This is a genomic window from Sphingomonas populi (assembly GCF_004208535.1).
GTDB classification, from domain to species: domain Bacteria; phylum Pseudomonadota; class Alphaproteobacteria; order Sphingomonadales; family Sphingomonadaceae; genus Sphingomonas; species Sphingomonas populi.
Genome location: NZ_SGIS01000019.1, coordinates 59101 through 72976, shown reverse-complemented (window position 1 = coordinate 72976; position 13876 = coordinate 59101). Strand labels below are relative to the sequence as shown.

Here is a 13876-nt window from a genome sequence, read left to right as displayed (position 1 = left end):
CCCGCTTGCGCCGGTTCGCGCGTGCAAAGTGTGGATAAGCGGGTGATTGTCGGGCGACGACTTCCCCGATAGGGCCGCTAGGATGGCGGACCCGCGCATCATCCATGTCTCGCTCGACGAAGCCACGATTCTGTGGCGTTCGGCCGATATCGAGCAGGAACGGCGGATCGCGATCTTCGATCTGATCGAAGAGAATCATTTCGCCCCGCAGCGCGCCTATGCGGACGGCTATGCCGGGCCATACCGGATCGAGCTCGCGGTCGAGGAAGGCCGACTCGGCATCGCCATCCACCGCGAGGACGGATCACATCTCGAAACCTATGTGCTGGCGATGGGGCGGTTCCGGCGGCCGATCAAAGACTATTTCGCGATCTGCGACAGCTATTACCAGGCGATCCGCAACGCCACGCCGCAGCAGATCGAGACGATCGACATGGCGCGGCGCGGCCTCCACGATGAAGCCGCCGGGCTGCTCAAGGAGCGGCTGGCGGGCAAGATCGAGATCGATTTCGCCACCGCGCGGCGGCTGTTCACGCTGATCTGCGTGCTCCACATTCGGAACTGAGAACGATGCGACTCAACACATGGGGCAAGCGGCTCGCCGCCGCTGGGGTGGTCGCGTTGTTGCTGATCGTCCTTGCGTGCGCCTTGTGGGCTTTGGCGCTGCAATGGCGCCCGACCGACACATACCCGATCCAGGGCGTCGATGTGTCCGATGTGCAGGGCGAGATCGAATGGTGGTCGGTTCACGGCGCCGGCGCCGATTTCGCCTATGTCCGCGCGACCAGCGGCGCCGCCGGGCGCGACATGCGCTTCGCCGCCAATTGGGAAGCGGTGCCCAAGACCGGAATGCGGCGCGGCGCGATGCATTTGTATTCGCTGTGCCATCTCGCCGTGGATCAGGCCAACAACTTCAACACCACCGTCCCGCGCACGCCCGATGCCCTTCCCGCTGCGGTAGACCTCGACTTCACCGAGGATTGCACCGCCCGGCCCGATGCGCCTGCGGTGATCGCCGAACTGCGCCGTTTCCTGACGATGGTGGAGGCGTATACCGGCAAGCCGGTGCTGCTCAAGATCAGCCGGCGGTTCGATTCGGCCTATCGCGTTACCGCAGCGTTCGATCGCCCGGTGTGGGCGACCGGCAACTTCTTTCCGCCCGATTATGCTACGCGACCTTGGCGGATGTGGCAGGCGAACGATATGCGCCGGGTCGATGGCATCGAAGGCCCGGTCAATTGGGATGTAGTGCGACCATGAGTGAAGCCCCGGTTCTCGACGATGTGATGCGCGACCGGCTGGTCGGTGCGGCCCGCACGGCCGCGCTCAACGCGCACGCGCCATACTCACGGTTCGGGGTCGGCGCGGCGGTGCTGCTCGCCGATGGCAGCGTCGTGACCGGCGCGAATTTCGAGAATGCCAGCTACGGCCTGTCGCTCTGCGCCGAGACGGTCGCGCTGGCGACCGCGAGCAGCGCCGGGCGACTGCGCGAGGTGGTGGCGATCGCGGTGATCGGCGGCGCGATGGACTCACTCGGCGTACCGCGCGGGTTCGCGGTGGTCAGCCCGTGCGGACGCTGCCGGCAGGTCATCAACGAAGCTGCGCAGATGGCGGCTCGCGACCTGACGATCTGGTGCGCGGCGGCGGAGGGCGATGCGGTTCAACGCCATATGGTGTCGGACCTGCTGCCGCATGCGTTCGGTCCAGCCGACCTCGGCATCGGCGCCTGATGGCCAAGGCCGACCGCCTCGCCCGCCTCGATGACCGCCGCATCGAACTGGAAGCCGAATATCGCGAGGCGCTGATCGCCGCGCTACGGGTAACGGCTGCGGGGAAATGGGGCCTGTTCGATCACAATGGCGACCGCGCGGCGCGCGCGGCAACCGCTCCCGTCATCGACGAACTGGCCGAGATCGGCGAGACCATCGACAAGGCGCGCGCTCAGCTTGGGATGCCACCCTTCGCGCTCCAACAGGAGTTCCTCGCGTCGCGCGGCCGGGTCTCGCCGCAGGCGCCGGGCGAGCCTAAGCAAGCTCAGGCGTGGCTCGACCGGCTGGCGTAGCGCACCGACGGGTATTGCCCTGCCCTGGCTTTCCGGCGAAAGCGTGCGCCCACACAGGAGCGCCCAATGTCCGTCATGTCAGACCGCTGGATTCGTGAGCAGGCGCTTTCGACCGGCATGATCGAGCCGTTCATCGACGGGCAGAAGCGCGATGGCTGCATCTCCTACGGCCTTTCCTCCTACGGATATGACGCGCGCGTCTCGGACGAGTTCAAGATCTTCACCAACATCGACAGCGTGATCGTCGATCCCAAGGATTTCGCGGCGAACAGCTTCGTCGATCGCAAGACTGACGTCTGCGTGATCCCGCCCAACAGCTTCGCGCTGGCGCGGACGGTCGAATATTTCCGGGTGCCGCGTGACGTGCTGGTGATCTGCCTCGGCAAGTCGACCTATGCGCGCTGCGGCATCATCGTCAACGTGACGCCGCTCGAACCCGGTTGGGAAGGGCATGTCACGCTGGAATTTTCCAACACAACGCCCCTGCCCGCCAAGATCTACGCCAACGAAGGTGCGTGCCAGTTCCTGTTCCTGCACGGCAACGAGCCGTGCGAGACGAGCTATGCCGATCGCGCCGGCAAATATATGGGCCAGCGCGGCGTGACCTTGCCGCGCCTGTAACCGTCCGGCTCCGCCACCGCTCATCCTTCGCCACGAATTGCGGATACAAAAAAGGCGGCCCCGAAGAGCCGCCTTTGGAATCTGGAAGTTACCTCGTAACGATCAGAAATCGTTGCGATATTGCTCGTTGCCGATGAAGCCGAGCTTCGAAATGCCCGACCGCTTGATGACGGCAAGGACGGTATCGACCTTCTCGTACTTTGCATCCGGGTTGGGCTGGAAGTGCAGCTCAGGCTCCGGGTTCATCGTCTTGGTCTGCTCGAGATACTGCTGGAGCGTCACGAGATCGACCGGATTGCCGTTCCACTGAACCACACCGGCCGAATCGACGATCACCTTGTTCTTGACGGAATCGACGATCGGAGTGTTGGTCTTGCTGTTGATCGGCAGATCGACCTTCACCGCATGCGTCTGCGGCGGGATGGTGATGATGAACATGATGAGCAGAACCAACATGACGTCGATCAACGGCGTCGTGTTGATGTCCATCATCGGTTCGCCTTCACCGCGACCAGAACTCATTGCCATATCGAAATTTCCCTAAAACCGCGGCCCCAAAATGCCTGAATGATCATTCGCCGGGGACGACGTTGGGTGGCGGCTGCGAAATGAAGCCGACCTTTGCGAAGCCCGCCATCTGCATCGTGTAGATCGCACCACCGACACACTTCCAGGGCACGTTCACGTCGCCGCGGATATGCGCCTCGGGCAGGTCGTCCGGGGTCAGATTGGCAGCGCCGCCGAGCCGCTTCACTTCGGCCTGGAGCTTGTCGACCGCACGCTTCAGCAGTTCCTCGTGCGTCACGCGCGTGAGGTTCCAGTAAATCGCGCAGTTGCCGCTGGTATCCTCAACCACGGACAGGCTGACGTTCTCGGGCTTGGTCGTCGTCGGATCGTATTTCACGTCCGGCAACTTCAGCTTGATGTTCTGAACCACCACCGGAACGGTGATCAGAAAGATGATGAGGAGAACCAACATGACGTCCACGAGCGGCGTCGTGTTGATGTCCGACATCGGCGTATCGCTGTCAGTTGGTGCGCCAGTGCTCATCGCCATGGACGGCTATCCTATTCTCAACAGTCGTACTGCCGGAACAACTTCCGGCAGCGGAGGGTGGGAGCCGCCGCATGAACGGCTCCCATATGCTGCTTACTTGGTAACGGTGGTCGCGGGCTTGGCGGGAGCCACCGGAGCCTTGCGCGCTGCGATCGAAGGCTTCACGGCGCCGTCCGATGCGATGTAGCCGAGCACGTCGTTCGAGAACGCGCTGAGGTTCTCGGCGATCGCCTTGTTGCGGCGCTGCAGGTAGTTGAACGCGAGCACGGCGGGAACCGCGACGACCAGACCGAAGGCGGTCATGATGAGCGCTTCACCAACCGGACCAGCAACCTTGTCGATCGATGCCTGGCCGGCCTGACCGATCTTGATGAGTGCGCGGTAGATACCAAGCACCGTACCGAACAGACCGATGAACGGCGCGGTCGAACCGACCGTCGCGAGGAAGGCGAGACCGCCACCGAGCTGCGAGTTGATCGCCGCTTCCGAGCGGGCGAGCGAACCGTGGACCCAGTCATGCGCTTCGACCGGATCGGTCAGGCGACCGTGCTGCTCCTGAGCGAGCAGGCCGTCGTCGACGATCTGGCGATAGGCCGAGTTCTTCTCGAGCTTGGCAGCGCCTTCGCGCAGGCTGTTGGCGGACCAGAACTGTGCGCCGACGCGCTTGCCCTGGTTGATGACCTTCTGCTGCTCGAACAGCTTGGTGAACAGGATGTAGAGCGTGAAGAAGAGGAAGATGGTCAGGATGACTGCGACGGTCCAGGTGACCGGGCCGCCTTCGTTCAGCGAGTTCATCAGGCCGAAATTGTTCTCGGGCGGCGTCGCCCCGGCAGCGAGAATGGTGGTGAGCATGCGGTAACTTCCCTCTCAATAAACCCCCGGCGCCCAATCGCAGGCGCGCCGGGGAAGATGATTATTCAGGCAAAACCCATTTGACCGGCAAGGTGGTCGTCGAGACGATCGGACTACCTGATGCATCCATCGCGGGCGAATATTTCACCCGGCGCTTGGCGATGCTGCACGTAGTCGAATCGAGATCGGAGTTTCCGCTCGACGTCGTCACGACGCAGTCGGTCACACGACCATCGGTGCCGACGGTCAGCCTGGCCACGACACGCCCCTGGGCTTCGGCGCGCAGCGCCGCAGCAGGATATGCGTCAGGACCGAAGAACTGGCCGGGATTACCCTTCAGACCAGCGGCCTTCGACACGACCGGCGCGGGAGGCGCTGGCGGTGCCGGCGGAGCGGCCCTTGGGGTGATCTGGATTGCCGGTGGCGGGGTTTGCACCGTCTGGATCACCGGTGGCGGACTTTGCACCTGCACGATCGGCGGCGGAGATACCACGGGAGGCGGCTGCACCTGCGGCTGATCTGGCGGTGGCGGGGGTGGCGGTTTATCCGGCGGCGGCGGTGGCGGTGGCGCCACGTCGAACGTATTAAGCTTTTCTTGCGCCTTCTTGATATATTTGAAGGCAAGCCCGTTCACGAATGCCCACCCGAATGCCGCGACCACGATCGAAACGATCACGATCGAGACAATACGGCTGCCACTTGTATCTCGATCAGCGTAAGCCATTCAGTAACGAAACTCCTCTGTATACGACGGCGGCGCTTTGTACCGTGCCGTAATGCCCGCTCGTAACTGCCCTTGCGTGGGCTAGTGTATCCTGGACAGGCCAAACCTGTATCGCGGTGAAAACCACGAAGCAAACGCTTTGTCCCCTGAAAAACCTCTAGCGAGCTTCCGTGGCAGAATTATTTCTGTATCCAGACGAAACGATCGGCTAACCAGCAACAATGGCGAAGATTCCCAGAATCGCACTCTTTTGTGCGATCGCAGCATTATCCTGCCCCCCGGCCGATGCCCAGCAGCCGGTCCCACCGCCCGAACACGCGCCGATGGCGACTTTATCCTATACCCGATTCGCGGATCTGATTGTTACCGCTCCCACCATCATCGACGCGACGATTCGCAGCGTCGCGCAGGTCAAGGGGCCGGGCGCGGCCGACGTTCAGCCTGGCTACGCGCGAGTCTATATAGAGGCGGATGTCGCTGCGCTGATCCGCGCGCCGGGTGCGCTACCGCCGACGATCGGCTATGTCGCCGATATTCAGCTCGATGCGCGTGGGCGGATGCCCAAGCTCCGCAAACGCCGCGTGCTGCTGTTCGCCCGCCCTGCTCGCCAGCCCGGCCAGATCCAGCTCGTCGCGCTCGATGGGCAGCGGGACTGGTCGCCCGAGGCGGACGCACTCACGCGAAAAATCACCACCGAAGTGGTTGCGACAGGCGCGCCGCCCGCCGTCACCGGCGTCGGCAATGCGTTCCACACGCCCGGCGCGCTGCCGGGTGAAGGCGAAACGCAGATCTTCCTGACCGCCGCAGACGGTAGCCCGATGTCGCTCAACATCGTGCGCAAGCAGGGCGAACCGCCCCGCTGGTCACCGTCGATGGGTGATCTCGCTGATCCCAACGCGGCCGCGCCGGCACACGACACCTTGCTCTGGTATCGCCTCGCCTGCGGCCTGCCGCCCGCGCTACCCGACAGCAGCACTGCCGGGATCGACCCGTCGGAAGCCGCGATCGCGCGCGAGGACTATAAGGTCGTGCTGGATTCGCTCGGCGGGTGCGACCGGTAAGACCAATTCGTCGGTGCGTCAGCGCCGGTGACGAACCAACGTGATGCCGATCGATTCGTCAGCCTCGGCGATGGCGAGCTTGACGATCTTGACCTGAACACGCCGCACCCTTTGGTCCTGCAGGAACAAGGTGTCGGCGATATGGTCCGCCACCGCCTCGATCAGCGTGAAGTGAACGCCGGCGGGAAGCGCGGTGGTCGCGGCGTGTTTGAGATCGAGATAATTCTTGGACATACCAAGCGGATCGCCGGGCGCGAAATGCGCGGGGCAGTCGAGATCGACCGACAGCGAGATGCGCAGCGGTTGCGGCAGGTGGGTTTCTTCGGAATAGATGCCGGTCAGCACCTGTACTTCGAGATCATGTACTTCAAGGCAAAGCCGGTCGTCCAATGCGCGCGTCCTCAAGGTCTGGAGTGCGCGCGCCATAGCAGATGCGGCGGCGGTGGGAACTGCCGCCGCGTATTCGGCTTGCGTTGGCGCGCGGCGGCGTTAAAGCGCGCGGCCCCGGCCGCCCGTTGCCGGCTGCGCTGCGGACGATGCCTGTGATCGTTATCCTTCCCCTCGCCGAGATTGATGCCACCGCGACCGAGCGGTTGCTCGACCGTGCGTTCGGGCCGGACCGGCACCGCCGCACTGCCTATCTGATCCGCCAGGGCACCCATGCCGTTCCCGCGCTCAGCTTCGCGGCGGTCGATGACGGCGCGCTGATCGGTACGATCCAGTGCTGGCCGGTGCGGCTGATGCGCGACGACGGCGGCAGCGATCCGCTGGTGATGGTCGGGCCGATCGCGGTCGAGCCGGCGCGGCAGGGCGAAGGCGTCGGGCAAAGCCTCACCCATCACGCGATCCGTGCCGCCGAGGAATCGGGCGCGCCACCGCTGATGCTGATCGGCGACCCGGAATATTATGGCCGCTTCTTCGGTTTCGATGCCCGCGCGACCGCGTTGTGGCGCGCGCCCGGCCCGATCGAGCAGCGCCGCCTGCTCGCGCGCGGCGCCGCGCCCGAGGCTGCGGGAATGCTCGCGCCGCGTATACGCATATTCACCTGACTTTACGCGACGGCCGGGCTGGCTTACCGCCCGCACCATGCCGATGGACCCCATGCCCGATTTGTCCGCGCTCTCGCTCGCCGAGATCGCGCGGCTCGCCGAAGACCAGAAACTCCCGCCGATCGAGCGGTGGAACCCGACGCACTGCGGCGACAGCGAGATGCGAATCGCCCGCGACGGCACCTGGTATCATCAGGGCTCGCCGATCGGACGCGAGGCGATGGTGCGGCTGTTCTCGACGATCCTGCGGCGCGAAGCCGATGGCAGCTATGTGCTCGTCACCCCCGTCGAGAAGCTCGACATCGCGGTCGAGGATGCTCCGTTCGTCGCGGTCGAACTGAAGGCCGAAGGGAGCGGCGACGCACAATCGCTCGTCTTCCGGCTCAACACCGGCGATCTCGTCACCGCCGGCCCCGATCATCCGCTGCGATTCGCCACCGGCGAGGATGGCCCCCGCCCCTATCTCGCCGTGCGCGGCGGGATGGAGGCGTTGGTCGCGCGCCCGGTCTATTACGAGTTGGCCACCCTCGCGATCGCCGCCGGCGACGAGCCGCCGGGCCTGTGGAGCAAGGGCGCGTTCTTCGCGCTGGAGCCGACCGAATGACTCTGGTCGAACGGCTGCGCCTCGCTCTCGTCGCCGGGCATGCCGAAGACGCCACCTTGCTAACCGGCGACCATGTCGACGGCGAGTTGATCGATACCGCCGCCGATGTTCGGGCGGCGGTGCTGGTGCCCGTCACCGATCGCGCCCAGCCCGGCATCATCCTCACGCGCCGTACCGATACGTTGAAACGCCACGCCGGACAGGTTGCCTTCCCCGGCGGGCGGATCGATCCCGGGGATGCCGATGCCGTCGCCGCCGCCTTGCGTGAGGCGGAGGAAGAGATCGCCTTGCCACGCGAGCGGGTGATCGTCGTGGGGCAAAGCGACCCGTATCGCACCATCACCGGCTTCAGCGTGACGCCGGTGGTGGCGGTGGTCCCGCCCGATCTCGTGCTGGTGCCGAGCGCCGCCGAAGTCGCCGAGGTGTTCGAGGTGCCGCTCGATTTCCTGCTCGATTCGGGCAATCACCTCGAAGTCTCGGTCGAATGGCAGGGCCACAACCGGCATTATTACGAGATCCTGTGGGGCGGCCAGCGCATCTGGGGCGCGACCGCTGCGATGATCGTCAACCTGTCGCGGCGGTTGCGATGGGCGGGCTGATCCTGCCCGACGCGGCATGGCGGTCGCGGTCGGGTCTCGATCGGTTGTGCGCGGTGCTGGGGCCGGGCGCGGCGCGCTTCGTCGGCGGCGCGGTTCGCGATACGTTGCTGGGGATCGACGTCGCGGACATCGATATCGCCACCGTATTGCCGCCCGAGGACGTGCTCGACCTTCTCCGCGCGAGCGGCATCAAGGCGGTGCCGACCGGCCTCGCCCACGGTACGATCACCGCCGTATTGGCCGAAAGCCCGGTCGAGGTGACGACGCTCCGCCGCGACGTGGCGACCGATGGCCGCCACGCCACCGTCGCCTTCACGCGGGCGTGGGAAGAGGATGCCGCGCGCCGCGACTTCACGATCAACGCACTCTACGCCGATCCGATCACTGGCGAAGTGTTCGATTATTTCGGCGGCGTCGAGGATCTCGCCGCGCGGCGTGTCCGCTTCATCGGCGATCCGCTCCAGCGCATCGCCGAGGATCATTTGCGCATCCTGCGCTTCTTCCGCTTCCATGCGCGCTTCGGCGAGACAGTCGATGCGGCAGGGCTGGCGGCGTGCGGAGCGCGCGCCAACGATCTGATGGCGCTCTCGCGTGAACGGATCGCGGCGGAATTGCTCAAGCTGCTGCTCGCGGACAATGCCGTGCCGACGGTCGCGCTGATGATCGAGCAGGGTATCTTCCGGCCCGTTCTGCCCGAAATCGTGGAGGCGGACCGGCTCGCCCGGCTGGCGACGCGCGAAGCGGATAGCGGCACCGCGCCCAACCCGATCCGCCGCCTCGCCGCCCTCTTGCCGGCCGACGCGACGATCGCCGAAGATGTCGGCGCGCGGCTGAGGCTCTCCAAGCTCGATCGCCGCCGCCTCTTCAGCGCGACCCAGCCCGCCGGGGACGTACCCGCGCGGGCGATCGGCTATACGCTCGGACCCGATCTCGCCACTGACCGGCTGCTGCTGTCGGATCGCCCGCTCGCCGACGTCGAATCGATCGCCGGCTGGCAGCCGCCCCGGTTGCCGGTCAGCGGCGGCGCGCTGGTCGAACGTGGCGTGCGCAAGGGGCCGGAGGTCGCCAGGCTGCTCCGCGCGATCGAGGCGGAATGGGTGCGCGAGGGCTTTCCCGAACAGCCCCGGCTCGACGAGATCGTCGAAAGTGCGCTCGATCAGTGGCGGCGGTTTTCCAGCAACGCATAAGCGTCTTCCGCTTCGAGCGGTCGCGCGTAGACGAAGCCCTGTCCGTAGGTGCAGCCGAGCGCGGCGAGCGTCTGCGCGAGATCGTTGGTCTCGACCCCTTCGGCGGTGGTCTGCATGCCGAGCGCTTGCGCGAGGCTGAGGATCGCGCGCACGATCGCGACCTTGTCGCGATCGGCGAGCATGCCGGTCACGAAGCTGCGGTCGATCTTGAGGATGTCGATCGGCAGCTTCTGGAGATAGGCGAGGTTCGAATAACCGGTGCCGAAATCGTCCATCGCGATCGTCGTGCCCAGCCCCTTCAGCCCGTGCATGATGCCGGCGATCCGGTCGGGATCGGTGACCAGCGCGCTTTCGGTGAGTTCGAGCGTGAAGCGCGATCCCGGCAGGCCGTGCGTGGTGAGCGCGCTTTGCAGCAGCGGCGTGATGCTGTCGCGCTGGAGCTGGATCGCCGACAGGTTGACCGCGATCTTCACCCCGCAATCGCCGCCGAACCGTGCGTCCCACTCCGCGAGCCTGCGCACCGCCTCCTCGATCGCCCAGCGGCCGAGCGGTACGATCAGCCCCGATTCCTCGGCGACCGGGATGAAATCGGACGGGAGGAACTCCGCTCCCGCTTCGTCCCTCCAGCGCGCGAGCGCCTCGAACGACACCAGCCGCCCCGAGGCAAGATCGTAGATCGGCTGGTAGTTGAGCCGCAAATGGCCGCGGTCGATCGCACGGCGAAGCGCCGTTTCCATCCCGAACTGCTCACGCGCGATGTCGAACGCCTGCGGCTGGTATGCCTCGGCATGGCCGCTGCCCTTGGAACGCTTCATCGCGAACTGCGCGTGGCGGATCAATTCCTCGGGATCGTCGAGCCGCGCCGTCCCGAATGCGACACCGACCGAGCAGGCCACGCGGATTTCATAGCCTGACAACCGAAACGGCGTGGACAGCGAACTCGCGACCCGTTTGGTGACGTGCGAGACATCCTTGTTGCCGTCTTCCACGGCCAGGAAGATCGCGAACTCGTCGCCGCCGCTGCGCGCCAGCACGTCATGCGCGCGCAAGACACCTTTCAGACGCCGCGCCACGGTGATGAGCAGTTCGTCGCCCGACATCGAGCCGAGGCAGGCATTCACCCGGCTGAACCGGTCGAGATCGAGCATGATGATCGCGTAGCGAAAGTCCGATGGCGCTTCGTCGAGCAGATGTTCGACCAGGTCGCTGAAGCCGGCGCGGTTGGGAAGGCCGGTCAGGCTGTCGGTCAACATCGCGCGGCGCAGATTGTCTTCAGTGCGAAGCTCGGCGGTCTGGTCGACGAAGGTGACGAGACAGCGCCCTTCCGCATTGCGCGTAACGCGCGCCATCGCCACCCGAAAGTAGCGGCGTTCGACCCGGTCGCCGAACTGGAGCGGGAACGTCTCTTCCAGCCGATCACTTTCCACGAAGGCGGTGATCCGGGCGCCGATCAGATCGAGCAGCGCCGCGTTGTCGATCGGACATCCGAGCGCCGCCTGGTCGAACAGCATGTTGGTGGCGTCTATCGTGATTCGACCGGACTTGGCGCGGATCACCATCGCCGGGATCGGCAACAGGCCGATCAGCCGCCCGGACGTTTCGATGCTGGGCACGATACCGAACACCCGCTCGACCAGGCCGAGCGGCGAGAGCGCGTTCGACGCGAGAGGCTTATCCAGTCCCATTACCCCTCCGCGCTAAGGCTATTTGGTTAAGACGGCATGAAGTTTCCACCCATCGCAGCCGAAACGATATCAGAAAAATCGTTGTTTCAGAAGCGATTATCGCGCGGGAACCCATTTGGCGGCATCCGCCCGGCGGCACCCCGCGCCGATCGCCAGAAGGTAAGGTCCGATTCGGTGCGAATCCGCCCGCTCTCCCCGCCCATCGTCCAGCTAAGCCCTTGCGCCAGCACGAAGGTGATCGCGTCGGACAGGCCGCCGTCGTTGTAGCGCTGGAACTGCACCCCCTGCCCGCGCGCCATCTCGGGCAGTTCGGCCAGCGCGAACACGAGCAGCCGGCGATTGTCGCCGATCACCGCGACCTGATCGGCGGTCGGATCGACCGGCCGAACCACCTTCAGCTTCGCGCCGGCGCGCGGGGTGACGACGGTCTTGCCCTTGCGCGTTTCGGCCAAGGTCTCCGCCACCGGCACGATGAAGCCGCGCCCGTCGCTCGCCGCGACCAGCAGTTTCTCCGCCATGCTCGCGCGGAACAGCCCGACGATCTCGATCGCGCCATCGAGGTCGATCATCAGCCGCACCGGCTCGCCGAAGCCGCGCCCGCCGGGCAATTTATCGGCGCCGAGCGTGAAGAAGCGGCCATTGTCGGCGGCGAGCAGGATCTTGTCGGTGGTCTGCGCGGTCAGGCTGAACAGCGGGGCGTCACCCTCCTTGAACTTCGCCGCAGCGATCCCGGCCGCATCGAGATGCCCCTTGATCGCGCGAATCCAGCCGCGCTGCGACAGCAGGATCGTGACCGGCTCGCGCTCGATCATCGCTTCCAGCGGAATGTCGCGCGCTGGCGCGGCTTCCTCGATCGTGGTGCGGCGCTTGCCGAGCTTGGTCTCGGGGCCGTAGCGATCACGCAGCTTGCCGAAGTCGCGCTTCAGCCGCGTGCGCTGGCGCGCCTCGCTGCCGAGCAGCGCCTCCAGTCCGTTGCGTTCGTTCTCCAGCCCGTCGCGCTCCTTGCGGATCTCCATCTCTTCCAGCTTGCGCAGCCGCCGCAGCCGCATGTCGAGGATCGCCTCGGCCTGCCGGTCGGTCAGCCCGAACTCGGCGATCATCACCGGCTTGGGCTCATCCTCGGTACGGATGATCTCGATCACCCGGTCGAGGTTGAGATAGGCGATCAGATAGCCGTCGAGCAGTTCGAGCCGGTCGGCGATCTTGGCGAGCCGATGCTCGCTCTTGCGGCGCAGGATGACGAACTGATGCTCGACCCACGCCAGCAACGTCTCGCGCAGGCTCATCACGCGCGGCGTGCGAGTCTTGTCGAGCACGTTGAGGTTGAGGCTGAAACGCGATTCGAGGTCGGAGAGCCGGAACAGGCTCTCCATCAGCAAGTGCGGATCGACGCTGCGGCTGCGCGGCTCGATCACGACGCGGATCTCGCTGTCCGATTCGTCGCGGATGTCGGCGAGGATCGGCAGCTTCTTGTCGTTGATGATCGTCGCGATCTGCTCGATCAGCTTGCCCTTTTGCACGCCGTAGGGGATTTCGGTGACGATCGCGTTCCACGTACCGCGCCCGAGATCCTCGACATGCCAGCGCGCCCGCACGCGAAACCCGCCGCGTCCGGTGCGGTAGGTCTCGGCGATCGCGGCGGCCGAATCGACGACGAGGCCGCCAGTGGGGAAATCCGGCCCGCGCACCAGCGCGCCGACTGCCGCGTCGTCCGCCTCGGGCTGATCGACCAGCAGGATCGCCGCTTCATACAGTTCGGCGACATTGTGCGGCGGAATGCTCGTCGCCATGCCGACCGCGATGCCAGCAGCCCCGTTGGCGAGCAGGTTGGGGAAAGCGCCCGGAAACAGCTCGGGCTCATGATCCTCGCCGTTGTAGGTCGGCCGGTAATCGACCGCATCCTCGTCGAGCCCGTCCATCAGGTCGATCGCGACCTGAGTCAGCTTGGCTTCGGTGTAGCGGTAGGCGGCGGCGTTATCGCCGTCGATATTGCCGAAATTGCCCTGCCCGTCGACCAGCGGATAGCGCATCATGTACGGCTGCGCGAGTCGCACCATCGCGTCATAGACCGACTGGTCGCCGTGCGGATGGTATTTGCCGATCACGTCGCCGACGACGCGCGCACTCTTTTTATAGCCCTGCGCGGGATCGAGCCGAAGCAGCCGCATCGCCCACAGCAGCCGGCGATGCACGGGTTTCAGCCCGTCGCGAACATCGGGCAGCGAGCGCGCGGTGATCGTCGAGAGCGCATAGACCAGATACCGATCCGATAGCGCGCTATCGAACGGCGCGTCGAGAATGCCGATCGGCGGGTTGTCGGGCGGCAAGTCGGTCGGGGTGGCCATATGTTCCGGTTAATCCGGTTTAGCGCGCGT

General features: G+C 65.5%; 17 protein-coding genes. 10 read left to right on the top strand and 7 right to left on the bottom strand.

Annotation, left to right across the window (positions count from 1 at the left end; all coding sequences use genetic code 11):
* Nucleotides 1–82: 82 nt before the first annotated feature.
* From EWE75_RS13450 to dcd, 5 genes are all read left to right on the top strand, one after another.
* On the top strand, nucleotides 83–565 hold the full coding sequence (locus EWE75_RS13450) for a UPF0262 family protein (protein ID WP_130158296.1): 483 nt from the start codon (nucleotides 83–85) through the stop codon (nucleotides 563–565).
* Nucleotides 566–570: 5 nt separating this feature from the next.
* Nucleotides 571–1260, top strand: a complete 690-nt coding sequence (locus EWE75_RS13445; protein WP_130158293.1) for a GH25 family lysozyme — start codon at nucleotides 571–573, stop codon at nucleotides 1258–1260.
* Nucleotides 1257–1730, top strand: coding sequence for a cytidine deaminase (locus EWE75_RS13440; protein ID WP_206364766.1), 474 nt, complete (start codon nucleotides 1257–1259; stop codon nucleotides 1728–1730). The genes EWE75_RS13445 and EWE75_RS13440 overlap by 4 nt, the downstream gene beginning before the upstream one ends.
* The gene (locus EWE75_RS13435; RefSeq protein ID WP_130158292.1) at nucleotides 1730–2062 is read left to right on the top strand and encodes a hypothetical protein; all 333 of its coding nucleotides are present in this window, start codon (nucleotides 1730–1732) and stop codon (nucleotides 2060–2062) included. Before EWE75_RS13440 ends, EWE75_RS13435 begins: the two co-directional genes overlap by 1 nt.
* 66 nt (nucleotides 2063–2128) lie before the next feature.
* Nucleotides 2129–2683, top strand: a complete 555-nt coding sequence (gene dcd, locus EWE75_RS13430; protein ID WP_130158290.1) for a dCTP deaminase — start codon at nucleotides 2129–2131, stop codon at nucleotides 2681–2683.
* A gap of 102 nt (nucleotides 2684–2785) precedes the next feature.
* Here the strand turns inward: dcd and EWE75_RS13425 are convergent, their stop codons facing one another.
* From EWE75_RS13425 to EWE75_RS13410, 4 genes are all read right to left on the bottom strand, one after another.
* Nucleotides 2786–3211 carry an ExbD/TolR family protein gene (locus EWE75_RS13425; protein WP_130158288.1) on the bottom strand — a complete coding sequence of 142 codons (426 nt, stop codon included), beginning with the start codon at nucleotides 3209–3211 and terminating at the stop codon, nucleotides 2786–2788.
* 43 nt (nucleotides 3212–3254) lie between these two features.
* Nucleotides 3255–3740 carry an ExbD/TolR family protein gene (locus EWE75_RS13420; RefSeq protein ID WP_206364765.1) on the bottom strand — a complete coding sequence of 162 codons (486 nt, stop codon included), beginning with the start codon at nucleotides 3738–3740 and terminating at the stop codon, nucleotides 3255–3257.
* A gap of 93 nt (nucleotides 3741–3833) precedes the next feature.
* Nucleotides 3834–4592, bottom strand: coding sequence for a MotA/TolQ/ExbB proton channel family protein (locus EWE75_RS13415; protein ID WP_130158286.1), 759 nt, complete (start codon nucleotides 4590–4592; stop codon nucleotides 3834–3836).
* Between the two features lie 61 nt (nucleotides 4593–4653).
* Nucleotides 4654–5316, bottom strand: a complete 663-nt coding sequence (locus EWE75_RS13410; RefSeq protein ID WP_130158284.1) for an energy transducer TonB — start codon at nucleotides 5314–5316, stop codon at nucleotides 4654–4656.
* 323 nt (nucleotides 5317–5639) lie between these two features.
* On the opposite strand from EWE75_RS13410, the gene EWE75_RS13405 reads away from it, so the two are divergent.
* Complete coding sequence (locus EWE75_RS13405; protein WP_130158282.1) at nucleotides 5640–6377, top strand: hypothetical protein; 738 nt, start codon at nucleotides 5640–5642, stop codon at nucleotides 6375–6377.
* An 18-nt stretch (nucleotides 6378–6395) separates the two neighbouring features.
* On the opposite strand, the gene EWE75_RS13400 is transcribed toward EWE75_RS13405, so the two are convergent.
* The gene (locus tag EWE75_RS13400; protein ID WP_130158280.1) at nucleotides 6396–6767 is read right to left on the bottom strand and encodes a dihydroneopterin aldolase; all 372 of its coding nucleotides are present in this window, start codon (nucleotides 6765–6767) and stop codon (nucleotides 6396–6398) included.
* A gap of 152 nt (nucleotides 6768–6919) precedes the next feature.
* Between EWE75_RS13400 and EWE75_RS13395 the strand changes: the two genes are divergently transcribed.
* Genes EWE75_RS13395 through EWE75_RS13380 form a run of 4 tightly spaced genes read left to right on the top strand, consistent with a single transcriptional unit; the run spans nucleotide 6920 to nucleotide 9816 of the window.
* Nucleotides 6920–7426 carry a GNAT family N-acetyltransferase gene (locus EWE75_RS13395; RefSeq protein WP_130158375.1) on the top strand — a complete coding sequence of 169 codons (507 nt, stop codon included), beginning with the start codon at nucleotides 6920–6922 and terminating at the stop codon, nucleotides 7424–7426.
* A gap of 37 nt (nucleotides 7427–7463) precedes the next feature.
* Nucleotides 7464–8030: a DUF1285 domain-containing protein gene (locus EWE75_RS13390; protein WP_130158277.1), complete on the top strand. Its 567-nt coding sequence runs from the start codon at nucleotides 7464–7466 to the stop codon at nucleotides 8028–8030.
* The gene (locus EWE75_RS13385) at nucleotides 8027–8629 is read left to right on the top strand and encodes a CoA pyrophosphatase (protein ID WP_130158275.1); all 603 of its coding nucleotides are present in this window, start codon (nucleotides 8027–8029) and stop codon (nucleotides 8627–8629) included. Before EWE75_RS13390 ends, EWE75_RS13385 begins: the two co-directional genes overlap by 4 nt.
* Complete coding sequence (locus EWE75_RS13380; protein ID WP_130158273.1) at nucleotides 8617–9816, top strand: CCA tRNA nucleotidyltransferase; 1200 nt, start codon at nucleotides 8617–8619, stop codon at nucleotides 9814–9816. The genes EWE75_RS13385 and EWE75_RS13380 overlap by 13 nt, the downstream gene beginning before the upstream one ends.
* Here the strand turns inward: EWE75_RS13380 and EWE75_RS13375 are convergent.
* Both EWE75_RS13375 and parC read right to left on the bottom strand, forming a co-directional pair.
* Entirely contained in the window at nucleotides 9786–11375 is a 1590-nt protein-coding gene (locus EWE75_RS13375; RefSeq protein WP_231708345.1) for a putative bifunctional diguanylate cyclase/phosphodiesterase, read from the bottom strand. The genes EWE75_RS13380 and EWE75_RS13375 overlap by 31 nt on opposite strands.
* Before the next feature lie 212 nt (nucleotides 11376–11587).
* A complete protein-coding gene (gene parC, locus EWE75_RS13370; RefSeq protein WP_130158269.1) occupies nucleotides 11588–13846 on the bottom strand; it encodes a DNA topoisomerase IV subunit A in 2259 nt (752 codons plus the stop codon).
* Nucleotides 13847–13876 lie beyond the last annotated feature (30 nt).